Source organism: Catenibacterium sp. RTP21428st1_D7_RTP21428_210409 (assembly GCF_040227455.1).
In the GTDB taxonomy this organism is placed as follows: Bacteria; Bacillota_I; Bacilli_A; order Erysipelotrichales; family Coprobacillaceae; genus Catenibacterium; species Catenibacterium mitsuoka_A.
The window spans coordinates 1-15,789 of sequence record NZ_JBEHVX010000058.1 but is presented as its reverse complement, the minus strand read 5'-3'; the positions used below and the strand labels follow the sequence as shown (position 1 = coordinate 15,789).

Sequence of the window (15,789 nt, the reverse complement as noted above, 5' to 3'; positions counted from 1 at the left end):
AGTTTTGGGGGATTTGAGTTTGGTTATATATTTGTGTCCGCGCAACGAAGGCGCGGGGAAATGGAGGAAATTATGAATATATATAAAGATAACCGAGAATTATCTTGGTTAAAGTTTAATGACCGTGTTCTTATGCAGGCCAAAGATGAAAACGTGCCGTTAGGTGAGCGTCTGACTTTTATTTCAATTTTTCAAACGAACCTAGATGAATTCTTTAGAGTACGTATGGGATTCTTATTTGATCAGGCCTTGTTTTATCCTGCTTTAAAAGAAAATAAGACAAATATGACATCATCTGAACAGATTAAAGCCTGTGAAAGAAAGGTGAAATATTTATATAAGAAGAGAGATAAGATCTATGCATCAAATCTTGAAAAGATGAAAGAATATGGTGCAGAGATTGTAGGTTATGATGATATTAAAGATAAAGAAGATAAAAAATTTCTCGAACATTATTTCACTCAGGAAATGCTTCCACTTGTATCACCACAGGTTGTTTCTAAAAGACAGCCATTCCCTTTCCTTAATAATGGTGAACTCTATATTGTGACACAATTAGAAAGTAAAAAGGGTAAGAGAAAGCTGGGTATTGTTTCATGCTCTGCTGCTTTTGATGAAAGATTAATTGCCTTACCTAGTAAGCCTGGTAAATTTATTTTGGCAGAAGAAATTGTGAAAAAAAATCTTCCTATGATTTTTCATGGACAAACAGTAAAGAATGCTTCTATAATTCGTATTATAAGAAGTGCTGATATTGAAGAGGATGATTATTCTTTACAGGAACATGAAGATTATCGTGAAATGATGGAAACTCTTATTAAACAAAGAAGAAAACTTGCACCTTTAAGAATGGAGATGTCTCCAGGTCTAGAAGAGATTGAAGTAGATATGTTGAAACATTTCTTAGATCTTTCTAGTGGTCAGGTCTTTGAAGTAGAGAGTCCATTAGAGTTCTCATTTGTATTTACTTTACAGGATTATTTAAAATCACGTCATCCAGAACTATTCTATAAGAGACTTGAAGCACGTAATTCACCTCTTGTAGAAAATACTGTACCAATGATTAAACAGGTATTAAAGCATGATATATTACTTTCTTATCCATTTGAATCTATGGCACCATTCTTAAGATTCTTAGATGAAGCAAGTCGTGATCCACAGGTAATCAGTATTAAGATGACTCTTTATCGTGTGGCTAAGAATTCTAAGGTTGTTAAAAGTTTAATTCGTGCTGCAGAAAATGGTAAGGATGTGACAGTCCTAGTAGAACTTCGTGCACGTTTTGATGAAGAAAACAATATTGCCTGGTCTAAACAGTTAGAGAGTGCTGGATGTCATGTTATTTATGGTTTAAGTGAATTAAAAGTACACTCTAAATTATGTCTTGTCACTTATCGTACGGATGAAGGTATCAAGTATTTGACTCAGATTGGTACTGGCAACTATAACGAAAAGACTTCTAAACTTTATACAGATTTCTGTTTAATGACTTCAAAACATGCTTTTGGTGAAGAAGCCAATGAACTCTTTACTCATTTATGTTTAGGTGAAACAGATCATAATGCGAATATATTATTAGTTGCACCACATTGTATGATTTCAAGAATCTTTGAAAAGATTGATGAACAAATTAAACTTGCAAAGGCTGGTAAACCTGCTTATGTAGGATTTAAATGTAATGCAGTGACAAGTAAGAAAATGATTGAAAAGCTTGTAGAAGCAAGTCAGGCTGGTGTTAAGATTCAATTAATCGTAAGAGGTATCTGTTGTATTATTCCTGGTATTAAGGGTTATACAGAAAATATTCAAGTTATATCTATTGTTGGACGTTATTTGGAACATTCTCGTATTTATATCTTTGGTGACAAGGATCCAGATGTCTATATTTCTTCTGCAGACTTAATGACACGTAACTTAGAAAGACGTGTAGAAGTGGGTGCACCAATTCATGATCCTCGTATTAAGAAGACTATTCTTAATATGTTTGATATTATGCTTCATGATAATGTGAAAGCATCACGTTTATTAAATGATGGTACATATAAACGTGTAAAGAATAAACAAGAGAAGATCAATAGTCAGGAATACTTCTTTAAGAAAAAAGTATAAGGGAGGTATAATATGCGCGTTGGTATTTTAACAAGCGGAGGAGACTGTCAAGCCCTTAATGCAACTATGCGTGGGTTGGCATTAACTCTTTATAGAAATGTGAAAGATGTTGAAATCATAGGCTTTATTGATGGTTATAAAGGATTAATGTATGAAAAATACAAAAAAATGAAGCCTAAAGATTTTTATGATATTTTAAACGTAGGTGGTTCAATTCTTGGAAATTCAAGATGTCCTTTCAAACGTATGCGTATTATTGAAAATGGTTTTGATAAAGTCAAAGCGATGAAGAATACTTATAAGAAACTTGAATTGGACTGCTTAGTTGTACTTGGTGGTAATGGTTCTATTAAAAGTGCTAATATGTTATCACAGGAAGGACTAAATGTAATTGCATTACCTAAGACTATTGATAATGATGCCTGGGGTACAGATTATACATTTGGTTATTCTTCTGCCACAGCCATTGCGACACGTTACTTAGATGAAATCAAGACAACAGCCGCAAGTCATAGCCGTGTCTTTGTGATTGAAGTTATGGGTCATAAGGTAGGACATATCTGTTTATCTGCCGGTATTGCAGCAGGCGCTGATGTTATCCTCTTACCTGAGATTCCATATGATATTAAAGTTGTTGCGAAAAAGGTTAAAGAAACATTAAAGAACGAAAAGAACTATGCAATTATTGCCTGTGCTGAAGGGGCTATTTCTGAAGCAGATGCACTAATGAAAAGAAAAGACTATAAAGCAAAAGTACTTGCAAGAAATGGTCGTTCTGTAGCTTATGAAGTAGCTGATGAATTAAGTCAGGAAATTGATGCCGAGATTCGTGTATCATGTATTGGTCATGCACAGCGTGGTGGTAATCCTAATAGTTATGATCGTGAAATCTCTACACGTTTTGGCGTTGAAGGTGCAAGACTCATCATCAAGAAACATTATGGTGAATATGTTGTATTACAAGGAAATCATGTTACACATATTCCATTAGAAGCTACTGCAGGAAAATTAAAATATGTAGATACTGAAGGAGAAATCGTACAAAGCGCAAAGCTTGTTGGTATCTCATTTGGTGAGTAAACTGTTCGCAAGAACAGTTTTTTTGTGTATAATGTGAGTTAGGTGATACTATGCATAAACTAACATTTTGGAAAAAGATAGGACTTTCTTTTATTGTCCTTGTAGCTATACTTATACTGATCAATCATCAACTCAATAAAGATACCAATACACCAAATAGACTCACTCTGTCTAACCTATTTACTGTAGATGTCAATAAGTCCCATGTCCCATGGATTACAACTGCAGATAATAATAAACAGGAAGCGCTTGATGTAGTGAATCATAAGATGGCATCTACCATTAAGAATTTTATTTCAAAAGAGGAAAAAAGCGGAAGTTACTATTCTATTAATCATGAGATTGTCTATAATACAGACCAGTTATTTACTCTTAAATTAGAGCTAAATAAAGCACATGCAGATAGTTACACAAAGAACGTTTATTATACAATCAACAAATCCACAGGAAAGAGTATCCCTCTTTCTGCTTATTTTAAGAATAGTGACTATAAAAAAGTGATTTCTAAAGAGATACTTATACAAATGAAAGCAGAAATGAAAAAAGACACCAATAAAGTATATTGGTGTCAAAAGAATGATAATCCTCGTTTTAAAGGTATTTCGAAGAATCAAAGCTACTATATTAATAAACAAGGCGAACTTGTCATCTGCTTTGATCAATTTGAAGTAGCTCCCGGTTATATGGGAAACCCTACATTCACAATTAAAAATGACTTACTAGACGACTACTTCAAATAGTCGTCTTTTATCTTGTGAAAACAAGATTGTGTTCTCTCTTATAGAGATATCTTCTCAGTAATTCCTGTGCTAAAGAATCAGGCTTAATGATATTCATTGCATCTTTTAGATCATACCATTTTGCATAATCTACTTCTTCATTGCAGTGGAATGATTCATCTTCTACAACAACGATATAGTTATTAATATATGTATTAGTACGAGCATAGTATTCATTGTCATTGAATTCATAGGAAGAAATAGTAAGACCTGTTTCTTCTTTGACTTCTCTAAAAAGAGCCTGCTTCGCATTTTCTCCTTTTGTGACATATCCAGCTATTAAGATATTATCTTTATGTCCATATTGTTGGATGAGAAGGATTTTATCTTTTTTGGGATTAAGTACCAAAGCACTGACTGCACTATTAAACATTGGAAATCTAAATTCATGACAGTTTGGACAATAAGGTACCATCCCATCTATTCCATTTTCTTTTTCAATTAGTTCATGACCACATTTTACACAATAACTCATTGATTTTCTTTTCTCCATTTCTTGATTTCATTTAATCTATTCTTATATTGTTTCTCTGCACCTTGAGTGCCTGGAAGATAGTATTCCCTGTCTTTTAATGAATCAGGTAAACATTGCATATTCGTAATCTTCTCTTTAGTATCATGAGCATATTGATAGCCATCACCATAATGTAGTTCCTTCATAAGTTTTGTAGGCGCATTACGAATAACTAATGGCACAGGTTCAGATAATTCTTTTAAGGCATCTTTTTTAGCTGTTTCATAAGCCATATATAAGGCATTAGATTTAGGTGCCATGGACATATAAACAACAGCCTGTGTTAATATGACTGAACATTCAGGCATACCAATATAATGACAGCTTGTATAGGCATCATTCGCAATAGATAAGGCACGGGGATCTGCTAAACCAATATCTTCACTCGCAAAACGAATCACTCTTCTTGCGACATAAAGAGGATCTTCTCCTGCCTCCAACATTCTAGCAAGCCAATATATAGCTGCATCTGGATCTGAATTACGCATAGATTTATGTAAGGCACTAATGAGATTATAATGTTCCTCACCCTTTTTATCATATAAAAGAGATTTCTTTTGTGTACATTGTTCAATGATGGTCTTAGTAACATGGATGATGCCATCCTTCTCATCGCTATTATTAATAACCATTTCTAAAGTAGATAACGCATTTCTTGCATCACCATTACTAAAAGATGCAATAAGGTGTAAACAATCATCAGATATATCAATATTTAAATTTCCAAATCCCTTTGGACTAGAAATGGCATGTTTGAGTAATGAAACAATATCCTCTTCTTCAAGTGCATTGAGGACAAATACCTTACAACGTGATAAAAGAGCTCCATTGATTTCAAATGATGGGTTTTCAGTTGTCGCACCTATAAGTATAATGCTTCCTTTTTCTACAAAAGGCAAAAAAGCATCCTGCTGGGATTTATTGAAACGATGTATTTCATCCACAAATAGAATTGTCTTTTCACCAAAGACACGATTATTTTCTGCCTGTTTCATCACTTCTCTTATTTCTTTAATACCACTAGTCACAGCTGAGAAATCAATAAAAGAAGAATGTGTATGAGAAGCAATTATTCTTGCGAGTGTTGTTTTACCTACTCCTGGTGGTCCCCAGAAGATCATTGAAGAAATAGAATCTGTTTCTATAAGTCTTCTAAGTATTTTTCCTTTTCCTACTAGATGAGTCTGCCCAACAAATTCATCTAGATTATCAGGTCTTAGTCTTGATGGAAGAGGTTCATTAAAGGTTTCTTCAAAAAGTGACGCCATAAAAACACCTCCTATGACAAAAATAGTATTACAGGATGAAGAAACTGTCAAATAAAGATATAGTTAACCATCCAAGTGCAATAAAAGGACCAAAAGGAATCATCTTCTTTTGGTTTATAAAAGAGAAGATGATTCCTAAGAAACAAGCAATAGATAAGATACTTAACGTTTGATAAATACCTAAAGAAAGACTGCAGACACCTAACATCTTAACATCTCCCCCACCAAGTCCTTCTTTTCCAGTTATCTTATAAAAAAGATAAACAAATAGTATAAGAAACAATACAAATAGAAGAGATTCTTTGAGATATATAATCTTAAAGCTAGATAATAAACTAATAAGAAGATATATATCAGGTATTTCATAGAGATGTAAGTCTATAATAGAGATAATATAAAAGCATGTAAGAGATGCGATATGAGATAAATAAAGAATACTTAATCCATCATGAATATAAAATAAGACAAATAAAAAGCCTGCTATTAGTTCATGAACAAGCAGACTCTTATTGAGTTTATGACGACAATAACGACATTGCCCTTTAAGTAATATATAAGATAAGACTGGAATTAAATCTAATACATGTAATGTATGTCCACAATAATCACAATGACTTCTTCCAAGTATTGATTCATGAGTCATATAACGATGTGACATACAAGATATAAAACTGCCAAAACAAGCACCTATCATAAATATAAGCAGCGGCATAATTTTTCTCCTTAACGATGTATAAGTGATTCAATCAATTTACTAGAGGCAATGCTTTGTGATTTATTAGGATCCTTCACTAAGCAAACCTTACGATGTGGTAATGATTGAATCAACGGGATTTCATAGACTTCTCCTTTATCTAAGTATGGCTGGGCTAGCTTTCTAGGATAGAATGCTATACCTAAATTATGAATAATAAGAGGGATAATCTGATCTGTAGTAGAGACTTCAATATCAGGATGGAAAGAAACACCATTGTCTAAGAAATATTGATTATAGAAGTTTCTTGTTCCTGTCTGACTTGTAAGAGATATAAAAGGTGTGTCTTTGAATTCATCTAAAGAATGACGTTTTAATGAGAGTTCCTTATACTTCTTCCCACAAATGAGAATATCTTCAAAATGATCGAGTACCAAGACCTGTAATAAATGTGGTAAGTCTATTGGTGTTGTAACAACAGAAAAGTCACATAAATCATTTCTTAATGATTCTAATGCTTCTGGTGTAGTATGGTTAGTGATACGCAGGCGAACATGTGGGTATTGTTCATGGAAACGTTCTAGATGATCAAGAAGGAATATACGTAATGCATTCTCACTGACACCTAAAGTAATTAAACCACTATTTAATTCTTTTTCTTTCTGTAGTTCACTTTCTCCAAGTCTTAAATGTTCCTGAGCAATGGCAACATGTTCAAATAAGTTTTCTCCCTCAGGTGTTAATTTAACACCTCTATTAGAACGAATAAAAAGTTTACAGCCTAGTTCACTTTCTAAGTTATTGATATAACGGGTGATATTAGGCTGGTTGTTTCTTAACATCTCTGCTGCCTTTGTGAAGCTCTGGTATTGTGCTACATAGTAGAATATTCTGTAATAATCATAGTTTGCCATAAGTTTCCTCCCATATAATAATCATATCATCAGTATATCAAAAATACTTTTTACATATTTCTGTTCATTCAGTATAATGCATTTGATTTAAATTTACAACGGAGTATGTTATGAAAGACAAACTTATTCAATGGTTTTTACGTGAAAGACAGATGTCTGAAGCTTTTATAAATAGTATCTTCCTTGCCATGTCTGGTGGCTTTCAGGATGCTTATACTTATTTTGCACGTGGTGGTGTTTATTCTAATGCCCAGACAGGTAACGTCGTATTATTAAGTAATCATATCATGAGTGGAGAATGGATGATTGCCTTAAAGTATTTGTTACCTTTAACCGCCTTTGCATTAGGAATATTTATTGCGGACATTGTGCATTCTCGCTTTAAATATGCCCAAAAGATGCATTGGAGACAGGGTATACTTGTATTAGAAATAGTGATTCTATTCTTTGTTGGACTTATTCCCCATCATTTAGATAGCTTAGCGACTATTCTTGTCTCATTCTCTTGTGCGCTACAAGTACAGACATTTAGAAAAGTAAGTGGTTATTCTTATGCATCTACAATGTGTATTGGAAATATTCGTAATGGAACAAGTGCTTTAGCTGACTATACAGAAACACATAATAAAGCATCTCTTAGACGTGCATTCTATTATTATGGAATTATTTTCTTTTTTGGACTTGGTGCAGGATTTGGTGGTTTATTTTCCCAAGGAAAATCTATTCATGTTATCTGGGTATCAAGCTTGTTATTAATCATCAGTTTCTTTATCATGGGATTAGAAAAATTAAGAGAGTAGAGAGATTATATCTCCCTACTCTTTTTATACGCTTAAAATGCCTTATTTTCTCAATTGATTTAAAGAAATAAACTGCACGCCTCCAGGAATCTCTTCTATTTCTTTGAGATAATGAGTGATATCCTGTTTACCTACAAGAGGTTTAAGTTCCTCTAAATACTTATTTAATAGCTGTTCAGGATAATTCAATAAATCACGATAATACTCTTCTAGAATATATAAGCCAGGTGTTTGAATGACAAGATTCAATAACTGATCATACATACCTTCTTCTAAATAAATCTTATCAAGTCTTGCACGAGGTGGAAGACTATTAAGAAGATCTTCTCTTAATGGAATCCATTCCTCTTTTGTATATTGTCTTTTTAATTCACGATAGAAATCTATCTGTCCATCCTCTTTCACAAGTTTCCATAAAATATCTAAATAAGATTCTCTATCATTATCTTTTAAATATAAGTCCTTCAAATAAGATTGATACATCTTTTTAATAGAAGGCTTATCTGTCTTTAATGATTTCACAAATGAAATCGCTTTTTTAATATCAAGTGTACTATAGTAATCAATCAAATATTTGGATACGATCTTATCTTCCAAATAGTTTTTAAATGTATGAATAAGTATATCTATATCCATATAATCATCCATACATTTCACAATATAACCACGAGCTGATTTCTTGTCAGGATGATTTCTAAAAGCCTCTTCCACACTTTCTTTGTTTTCTACTTTCTTTTCTACCTGTGGTAGTTGATCTAAATATTCTGGATGATCTTTTAATATTTTCTTTAATAGTTGTTTAGCCTGCTTCTCACTTAATGCATCAATAATTGTATGTTCATCATAAACAGGATGACTATCTAAATAATACAAAACAGCAGCCATATGCTTACAATGCGCTCCCTCTTTAGCATAAGGACAATCACAGAACATATCATTATCATCTATTTTTACATGATAATCCTCTGTCCCACGAACAGTGGCATAGATTACTTCTCCTACTTTACGTACATGATCCACTGCCCCTTCCTGGGCATATTCATAACCTCTTTCTAATATTAAATCATCAAATAATTCTTCTTTCATCCTATCAGCTCCTCGAACAAAATTATAACATATTCTTAACATTCTACACAAACACATCATTATCGTATATTATATAGAACTATAATTCATTCTTATTTTCTATTCATATCATTATTGTATATTTAGAAGTCTGTTTTTATGAAGTGTCACCGTTTACATTTATTAATGTGTATCAACTTCACTTGATAATCATTGCATTTTCTTTCTTTTATATCATTATCGTATAATTTTATTGATTAATATCTATTTTATACTTATAATAATATCACTATCGTTTATAAGGAGTTTTATCATGTTTCCCATTCATACCCAGCATATTGAAAATACAGAAAATGATATGATTTACCATGATCACGATTCTTTAGAGTTCATTTATTGTCTTCATGGAGAAGTATCCTATTTAATTAATGGAGAATCAATTACTATTCATAAAGGCGAAGCCTTTATGATTAATACTCATATTATTCATGCAAGACTTTCTTCTACAGCCCATTTAATGACTGTCTCTATCGAAAGAGAAACTTTTAGTATGCATGAATCACTTTTAAGTTATTTTGATTCATTCTTTAATCATGAACATGCCCCTTATATAGTTATCCATGATCATACAATTCATGCACTCATCACTAAGCTATATGGTTTACTTAATATTCCAGAAATGAGTCCCTTTTTAATTCTATCTTCTGCATCAGAGCTTGTCCATTTAGCTAGTACAATTCTTCCAGAAAGTAAACCACTAGACGATTATGATAAGATGTTAGAAATGATTCATTATTTGAGAGATCATCTTTCTCAGAAGATCACCATCCAGGATATGGCAGATGCGGTTTCTATTTGTCGTTCAAGATGCTGTAGTATTTTTTCTCAATATCTTCATACTTCTCCTATAGTTTATTTGAATGAATTACGTTTAGTGCATAGTACTGAGTTATTATCTAAAGATTATTCTATTGTATCTATTTCAAAAATGTGTGGCTTTAGTCGTCCTAGCTATTTTAATACACAGTTTAAAAAGAGGTATCATATGACACCTCTTGAATATCGTCATTCTTCTTGAATCTTTTTAAAACAATAACTAAAAGTGAATACACAATAGAGTGCTGCAACAATCCAGGCTGTCTGGTCTGCACAACAAATTGCGGTATAACCAGCAATTGGTACAAATACCAACGATACAAAACATCTTGCAATCATTTCAATGACACCAGAGAATATTGCAAGTCCAGAATAACCAATCCCCTGAGTTGTCTGGCGGCATACATTGAGAATTGAAAGAACCCAATAGAAATATCCCATATAGGTAATATATTTTGCGGATGCATCAAGGACAGCACTATATTTTGATGAAATAAACAACATTGAGAATATTCTACCAAATAGAATCAATAAGATTCCTACAATCACGCCATAGATAATACCTACAACAACAGTTTGTATGACTCCTTTTTTGATACGATCATATTTCTTTGCGCCATAGTTCTGACTTGCGAAAGTTGAAGCAGCTGTGGCCAATGCATCAAATGGACAGATGGCAAGCTGTTTGATTTTAGCTGCCGCCGCAAAAGCAGACATATAAGTTGCGCCTAAAAAGTTATTGGCACCCTGCATGACCATAGAGCCAATCGCAGTAATAGAGTACTGTAATCCCATTGGAAGTCCCATCCCAAGTAAATTCTTAACGATGGATGACTTTATTACTTTATTTTCTTTTTCTATATGTAATACTGTAAAACGTTTCTTAATGACTATAAGACATAAGATGCCACTGATACCTTGTGACACAATTGTCGCAAGGGCTGCCCCTGCGACATCGAGTTTTAAAATAATAATACAAAATAAATCTAACACAATATTGAGACAAGCAGAAAAAGCAAGAAATAAGAATGGTGTGCGACTATCTCCTACAGCACGTAATATACTTGAACATAGATTATAGAGTAATGTACATGGTAAGCCTATGAATATTATTAATAAATATATATAAGAACGTGATGCAATCTCAGCTGGTATTTGTAATATATGAATAATTGTCATACATAATAAACAGCATCCTACAGTTAATATTGCGCCAATAATAATTGTTAGAATGATACTATGATAAATAAAATCACGCATCTTAGATAAGTTATTTCCACCAAATGACTGGGCAATAGGTATACCAAACCCACAGCATATACCAATACAAAATCCCAATACTAAAAATTGTACACTAGTAGTAGAGCCTACTGCCGCAAGTGCATTGGCACCAAGTGTCTGACCTACTATTGCAGTATCCACAATATTATAAGTCTGCTGGAATATATTACCCAATAATAAAGGAAATGCGAACATCATAATGAGTTTTAATGGATGTCCTTCTGTCATATTCTTTGTCATATCTTAATCCCCCTAGTGTCGAAGTATAGCACTTTTGAGCATACAAAAAAATCCATTATAAGGATTTCTTTATAAAGTCTACAATTGTTTTTCCTAGCTGTTCATGTCCCTTTTGTGTAAGATGAATACCATCAAATGCAAGTTCACTTACTACTTCTTCTACATCAATAAAATCTGCATGAAAGCTATCTGCAAGTACTTTTAACTTCTTATTGAGTTCTTTACTTCTTTGATATCTTTCTTCATCAATTCTTAAGTATGGCGGTGCAAGAAGTAATATATGTTCTGCTTTAGACAGGGCACGTCTTAACATCACATGAAGACCTACTGTAATATGTTCTACAGGTTCTAAGTGGTCTACATTATTTGTCCCTAGCATAATAACTAATAATCCAATAGGTGCATATTGACGTAAGGTAACATCATATAAGAATTGTTTAGGTTCCGCAAGTCTGCCATTAAGTCCTGCATTGACTACAAAATCATCTTTATAATTCTCCCTTACTATATCCACTCAGTTTGTTTCATAACGTCCCCCATCAAGAGGGTTAAATCCATAAGTATTAGAATCCCCATAACATATGATATTCATAAATTCATTCCCCTTTTTCTTATTATACAAAAAGAGTTATAATAAAAAAACATTGAATTTATAATAATCTCTGTTTATAATATTTTCTTGTAAAAGAACGGATGATAGTAGCGAAAGAGATTCTTTGTAAGAACACCGAAGGATGGAAGATTTCAGGTAAAAGGATCGCTATTGGACGAATCACTGGAGAGACTCATAATGAGCACCGAAGGAGTAACACTCTCAGGTAAAAGGACAGTGACTTATACTTTTCACTATTAATTCCGTCTAATTTATTAGAAGGAGTTTTTTTATGACCAAATTTTTGACTCAAGTCAACAATCTCGTATGGGGTATGCCCCTTATCCTGTTACTACTAGGAACAGGTATTTATTTCACTACTCATTTAAAGTTTATTCAGTTTGTAAGATTAAAGAAAGCTTTCTCTTTGATTTTCAAGAAGAATGAAAATCATGAAGGAGACGTTTCTAGTTTCCAAGCATTGTGTACTGCCTTAAGTTCTACGATTGGAACAGGTAATATTGTAGGGGTAGCAACTGCGATTTCTGCAGGTGGTCCTGGCGCATTATTCTGGATGTGGATTTCTGCTTTCTTTGGAATGGCTACTAAATATGCTGAAGGGGTACTCGCTATCAAGTATCGTACAAAGGATGAAAATGGACAGATTGCCGGTGGTCCGATGTACTATATTGAAAAAGGTTTACACAATAAGTTTCTCGCAACTCTATTTGCATTCTTTGGTGTAGCTGTTGCTTATTTAGGTATTGGTACATTCACTCAGGTAAGATCTATTTCTGATGCATTGCATCTTTCTTTCCATGTACCTTATTGGATCAGTGCGATTATTCTTACTCTTCTTGTTGGTTTTATCACAATTGGTGGAATTCATAGAATTGCGGCAGTTGCTGAAAAAGTGATTCCATTTATGTGTGTATTTTATATTAGTGGTGTTGTACTTATTCTATTAACACATCTTCCAATGATTCCTCATGTATTAAAGATAGTACTTGCTTCAGCTTTTGATATCAAAGCAGTCTTTGGTGCTGGTATGGGTGTTGCGATGAAGATGGGTATTAGTAGAGGAATCTTCTCTAACGAAAGTGGTTTAGGAAGTGCTCCTATTGCCGCAGCTGCTGCACAGACTGATTCATGTGTAGAACAGGGACTTGTATCTATGACTGGTACTTTTATTGATACAATGGTCATTTGTACAATGACAGGTCTTGCAATCTTAATCACTGGTGCGAACACAAGTGGTTTAGAAGGAGCTGCAGTCACATCACTTGCCTTTAATAGAGGACTTATTATTCCATTTATTGGTGAATATATTGTAAATATTGGATTGATTTTCTTTGCGTTTACTACAATTATTGGATGGAACTACTACGGTGAAAGATGTATGTATTATCTTGCAGGTATTCGTTCTATCAAGATTTATAAGATCATCTTCATTATTCTTATTGCGATTGGTCCATTTATGTCATTACAGTTTATCTTTATTCTTGCAGATATCGTCAATGGCTGTATGGCAATTCCTAACCTCATCGGTTTAATTGGACTTAGAAAAGAAGTCATTGCGGAAACAGAAAAATACTTCAAAGAAGAAAACACTTGTAGTATAGAAGAATTAAGCATTTAACCTCTCATATGAGAGGTTTTTTCATGCAAAAAAACAGGCCGAAGCCTGTTAATCGAGTGGTTTTTGATAGAATCCACCGACAAAGTTTTCTGTTGGTAATATATTGATAATGACATGAGAGTCAATACTCTTCATCAAAACCACAATATCCTGTACTTCATAGCTTGACACGACAGTATGAATCATTGTAAGAGGATGACCGCTATAGCCTCCTTCACCATGAAGCATAGTCAAACCATGACGATATTGTGCAATATACGCCTGACGTAATTCTTCAGGATGAATTGTAGTGATTTCTAAAGTCACACGTTTATATCGCTTATAGAATGTATCAATCGTTTTAGTTGAGAGGAATTGGAATAATATAGAATATCCTGCATGAACCCAGCCAAACATAAATCCAAAAACACATAGCATCAAGGTATTGAAGACAAATATATATTCAAAGATTGACTTGTTCATTTTATTAGATACATATAAAGCAATAAAATCAGTACCAGCTGTACTTGCATTACCTTTTAAGGCAATCGCAATCGCAAAGCCATAAAGAAATCCACCAAAACATACATTCAAGATCACATCATCAAATAATGGATCAAAAGATAATACCCTTGTGAAAATACTGAAGAAGATAACTTGTAAGAAAGAAAAGAAAACAAACTTCTTACCGATTGTCTTATAACATACAATGGCGACAGGTAGATTGAGTACAATCACAAGTGTGGAAATAGATAAAGAATACCCATAAAGCATACTGATACGATTAATTAGAATCGCAACACCTGTAAAACCACTTGATAATAGATCAGAAGGATTCAAAAATGTCTGAAGAACAAATGTTTGTAAGAGTGCCGAAAAGAACACTGCAAAGAAAGTAATAATATATCTTTTATTTGTTTTGTAGGCTGCTGACAAGTTTTTCGACATTTTCCTGGTCCACACTTTCATAATCATTAGCATGTGTGCCAGTATAATAGCTGTAAGTGACAGACTTGCCTGAAGTTGTAGGATCTTCTTCATAATCCTTACAAGAAGAATGTACCTGAGAGATACCTGTATGTTCCATTAAAGAGGATGCATTATTATAGTTCACACCACTTCCTGCAAGAATTTCAATATCCTTACCATAATTTTCTTGTAATGATTTGATCTTATCTGCTCCATCTATTGCAGTAGGCTGACCACCACTTGTCAAAACACGATCAATGCCAAGTTCAACCAATTGAGTCATCGCATGATCTAAATCATCACAGCAGTCAAAGGCACGATGGAATACAGCCGTACGATTGTATTTATGAATAAGTTCTACAAATTCTCTTGTACGTTTGACATCAATTGTATGATCACTCTTTAAGAAACCAAAAGCGAGACCATCTGCACCATTTTCTAATAGGTCTTCTGCTTCTAATAACATCTGTTTATATTCTGTTTCATCATAAGTAAAACCAGCACCACGAGGTCTAACCATACAAATAATAGTCAATGTTGTTTCTCTTTTTAAGAGTTTTAATGAAGCCACAGAGGGTGTTAAACCTCCTAAATAAAGGGCACTGTTTAATTCAATGCGTGTGGCTCCACCCTTGTAAGCACGTAGGCCATCCTTATAACTTCCACAACATACTTCAATCATAGTTCTGTTTCCTTTCTAGATAATTGATAAAGTGTTAAAGCATAAATCTTTGCATTGGTAATGAGATCCTCTCTTGTCATCCATTCATTCGGATTATGTCCAATACCTTTCTGTCCTGGGAAAGAAGGTCCAAATGGGACAATATGAGGCATCATTTTCGCATAAGTACCACCTGTTGTAGTAACAGGAGTTCCATCATTACCCGTTACATATTCATATGTCTCTTTCATGATTTCCTCCATTTCCCCGCGCCTTCGTTGCGCGGACACAAATATATAACCAAACTCAAATCCCCCAAAACTCTAGTG

Annotated in this window: 15 protein-coding genes, 1 pseudogene and 2 riboswitches; of the genes and pseudogenes, 6 read left to right on the top strand and 10 right to left on the bottom strand. The window is 33.5% G+C overall.

Going from position 1 to position 15,789, the window contains the following annotated elements; genetic code table 11:
* Positions 1 to 60: 60 nt before the first annotated feature.
* From ppk1 to ABUA27_RS08745, 3 genes are read left to right on the top strand one after another with little or no spacing between them, the layout of a single operon-like run.
* Positions 61 to 2,109, top strand: coding sequence for a polyphosphate kinase 1 (ppk1, locus tag ABUA27_RS08755; RefSeq protein WP_502879951.1), 2,049 nt, complete (start codon positions 61 to 63; stop codon positions 2,107 to 2,109).
* A gap of 12 nt (positions 2,110 to 2,121) precedes the next feature.
* Positions 2,122 to 3,189 carry a 6-phosphofructokinase gene (locus ABUA27_RS08750; RefSeq protein ID WP_022424850.1) on the top strand — a complete coding sequence of 356 codons (1,068 nt, stop codon included), beginning with the start codon at positions 2,122 to 2,124 and terminating at the stop codon, positions 3,187 to 3,189.
* 50 nt (positions 3,190 to 3,239) lie between these two features.
* Complete coding sequence (locus ABUA27_RS08745; protein ID WP_129980937.1) at positions 3,240 to 3,929, top strand: RsiV family protein; 690 nt, start codon at positions 3,240 to 3,242, stop codon at positions 3,927 to 3,929.
* 7 nt (positions 3,930 to 3,936) lie between these two features.
* Here the strand turns inward: ABUA27_RS08745 and ABUA27_RS08740 are convergent, their stop codons facing one another.
* From ABUA27_RS08740 to ABUA27_RS08725, 4 genes are read right to left on the bottom strand one after another with little or no spacing between them, the layout of a single operon-like run.
* Complete coding sequence (locus ABUA27_RS08740; protein ID WP_129980968.1) at positions 3,937 to 4,443, bottom strand: NAD(+) diphosphatase; 507 nt, start codon at positions 4,441 to 4,443, stop codon at positions 3,937 to 3,939.
* Complete coding sequence (locus ABUA27_RS08735) at positions 4,440 to 5,750, bottom strand: replication-associated recombination protein A (RefSeq protein WP_287846322.1); 1,311 nt, start codon at positions 5,748 to 5,750, stop codon at positions 4,440 to 4,442. The genes ABUA27_RS08740 and ABUA27_RS08735 overlap by 4 nt, the downstream gene beginning before the upstream one ends.
* Before the next feature lie 28 nt (positions 5,751 to 5,778).
* Positions 5,779 to 6,462, bottom strand: coding sequence for a prepilin peptidase (locus ABUA27_RS08730; RefSeq protein ID WP_129980935.1), 684 nt, complete (start codon positions 6,460 to 6,462; stop codon positions 5,779 to 5,781).
* 11 nt (positions 6,463 to 6,473) lie between these two features.
* Positions 6,474 to 7,358, bottom strand: coding sequence for a LysR family transcriptional regulator (locus ABUA27_RS08725; RefSeq protein ID WP_129980934.1), 885 nt, complete (start codon positions 7,356 to 7,358; stop codon positions 6,474 to 6,476).
* A gap of 110 nt (positions 7,359 to 7,468) precedes the next feature.
* On the opposite strand from ABUA27_RS08725, the gene ABUA27_RS08720 reads away from it, so the two are divergent.
* On the top strand, positions 7,469 to 8,158 hold the full coding sequence (locus ABUA27_RS08720; protein ID WP_287846324.1) for a YoaK family protein: 690 nt from the start codon (positions 7,469 to 7,471) through the stop codon (positions 8,156 to 8,158).
* Between the two features lie 42 nt (positions 8,159 to 8,200).
* Here ABUA27_RS08720 and ABUA27_RS08715 read toward each other — a convergent pair whose 3' ends face one another.
* Positions 8,201 to 9,244 (bottom strand): SWIM zinc finger family protein, encoded by a 1,044-nt coding sequence (locus ABUA27_RS08715; RefSeq protein ID WP_349820577.1) that lies wholly within the window; start codon positions 9,242 to 9,244, stop codon positions 8,201 to 8,203.
* Between the two features lie 292 nt (positions 9,245 to 9,536).
* Here ABUA27_RS08715 and ABUA27_RS08710 point away from each other — a divergent pair, with 292 nt between their 5' ends.
* Complete coding sequence (locus ABUA27_RS08710; protein WP_287846328.1) at positions 9,537 to 10,301, top strand: helix-turn-helix transcriptional regulator; 765 nt, start codon at positions 9,537 to 9,539, stop codon at positions 10,299 to 10,301.
* Here the strand turns inward: ABUA27_RS08710 and ABUA27_RS08705 are convergent.
* Entirely contained in the window at positions 10,289 to 11,620 is a 1,332-nt protein-coding gene (locus ABUA27_RS08705; RefSeq protein WP_129980931.1) for an MATE family efflux transporter, read from the bottom strand. The genes ABUA27_RS08710 and ABUA27_RS08705 overlap by 13 nt on opposite strands.
* A gap of 55 nt (positions 11,621 to 11,675) precedes the next feature.
* Positions 11,676 to 12,134 (bottom strand): SGNH/GDSL hydrolase family protein, encoded by a 459-nt coding sequence (locus ABUA27_RS08700; RefSeq protein ID WP_349820576.1) that lies wholly within the window; start codon positions 12,132 to 12,134, stop codon positions 11,676 to 11,678.
* A gap of 179 nt (positions 12,135 to 12,313) precedes the next feature.
* Positions 12,314 to 12,390: riboswitch (glycine riboswitch) on the top strand.
* Positions 12,391 to 12,459, top strand: a riboswitch (glycine riboswitch).
* Between the two features lie 45 nt (positions 12,460 to 12,504).
* On the opposite strand from ABUA27_RS08700, the gene ABUA27_RS08695 reads away from it, so the two are divergent.
* Entirely contained in the window at positions 12,505 to 13,851 is a 1,347-nt protein-coding gene (locus ABUA27_RS08695) for an alanine/glycine:cation symporter family protein (protein ID WP_287969175.1), read from the top strand.
* A gap of 48 nt (positions 13,852 to 13,899) precedes the next feature.
* Here ABUA27_RS08695 and ABUA27_RS08690 read toward each other — a convergent pair whose 3' ends face one another.
* The 3 genes and pseudogenes from ABUA27_RS08690 to ABUA27_RS08680 all read right to left on the bottom strand — a co-directional run.
* The gene (locus ABUA27_RS08690) at positions 13,900 to 14,778 is read right to left on the bottom strand and encodes a YitT family protein (RefSeq protein ID WP_129980928.1); all 879 of its coding nucleotides are present in this window, start codon (positions 14,776 to 14,778) and stop codon (positions 13,900 to 13,902) included.
* Positions 14,741 to 15,481 (bottom strand): copper homeostasis protein CutC, encoded by a 741-nt coding sequence (locus ABUA27_RS08685; RefSeq protein WP_129980927.1) that lies wholly within the window; start codon positions 15,479 to 15,481, stop codon positions 14,741 to 14,743. The genes ABUA27_RS08690 and ABUA27_RS08685 overlap by 38 nt, the downstream gene beginning before the upstream one ends.
* Positions 15,478 to 15,705, bottom strand: a pseudogene (locus ABUA27_RS08680) (peptidase M20); the annotation flags it as partial. The pseudogene ABUA27_RS08680 and the gene ABUA27_RS08685, both read right to left, overlap by 4 nt.
* Between the last annotated feature and the right edge of the window lie 84 nt (positions 15,706 to 15,789).

Coding starts and splice junctions, on each gene's coding strand:
- ABUA27_RS08745 (WP_129980937.1), top strand. CDS start 3,240: ATGCATAAACTAACATTTTGGAAAAAGATAGGACTTTCTTTTATTGTC.
- ABUA27_RS08750 (WP_022424850.1), top strand. CDS start 2,122: ATGCGCGTTGGTATTTTAACAAGCGGAGGAGACTGTCAAGCCCTTAAT.
- ABUA27_RS08705 (WP_129980931.1), bottom strand. CDS start 11,620: ATGACAAAGAATATGACAGAAGGACATCCATTAAAACTCATTATGATG.
- ABUA27_RS08685 (WP_129980927.1), bottom strand. CDS start 15,481: ATGATTGAAGTATGTTGTGGAAGTTATAAGGATGGCCTACGTGCTTAC.
- ABUA27_RS08690 (WP_129980928.1), bottom strand. CDS start 14,778: ATGTCGAAAAACTTGTCAGCAGCCTACAAAACAAATAAAAGATATATT.
- ABUA27_RS08740 (WP_129980968.1), bottom strand. CDS start 4,443: ATGAGTTATTGTGTAAAATGTGGTCATGAACTAATTGAAAAAGAAAAT.
- ppk1 (WP_502879951.1), top strand. CDS start 61: ATGGAGGAAATTATGAATATATATAAAGATAACCGAGAATTATCTTGG.
- ABUA27_RS08715 (WP_349820577.1), bottom strand. CDS start 9,244: ATGAAAGAAGAATTATTTGATGATTTAATATTAGAAAGAGGTTATGAA.
- ABUA27_RS08710 (WP_287846328.1), top strand. CDS start 9,537: ATGTTTCCCATTCATACCCAGCATATTGAAAATACAGAAAATGATATG.
- ABUA27_RS08730 (WP_129980935.1), bottom strand. CDS start 6,462: ATGCCGCTGCTTATATTTATGATAGGTGCTTGTTTTGGCAGTTTTATA.
- ABUA27_RS08720 (WP_287846324.1), top strand. CDS start 7,469: ATGAAAGACAAACTTATTCAATGGTTTTTACGTGAAAGACAGATGTCT.
- ABUA27_RS08735 (WP_287846322.1), bottom strand. CDS start 5,750: ATGGCGTCACTTTTTGAAGAAACCTTTAATGAACCTCTTCCATCAAGA.
- ABUA27_RS08725 (WP_129980934.1), bottom strand. CDS start 7,358: ATGGCAAACTATGATTATTACAGAATATTCTACTATGTAGCACAATAC.
- ABUA27_RS08695 (WP_287969175.1), top strand. CDS start 12,505: ATGACCAAATTTTTGACTCAAGTCAACAATCTCGTATGGGGTATGCCC.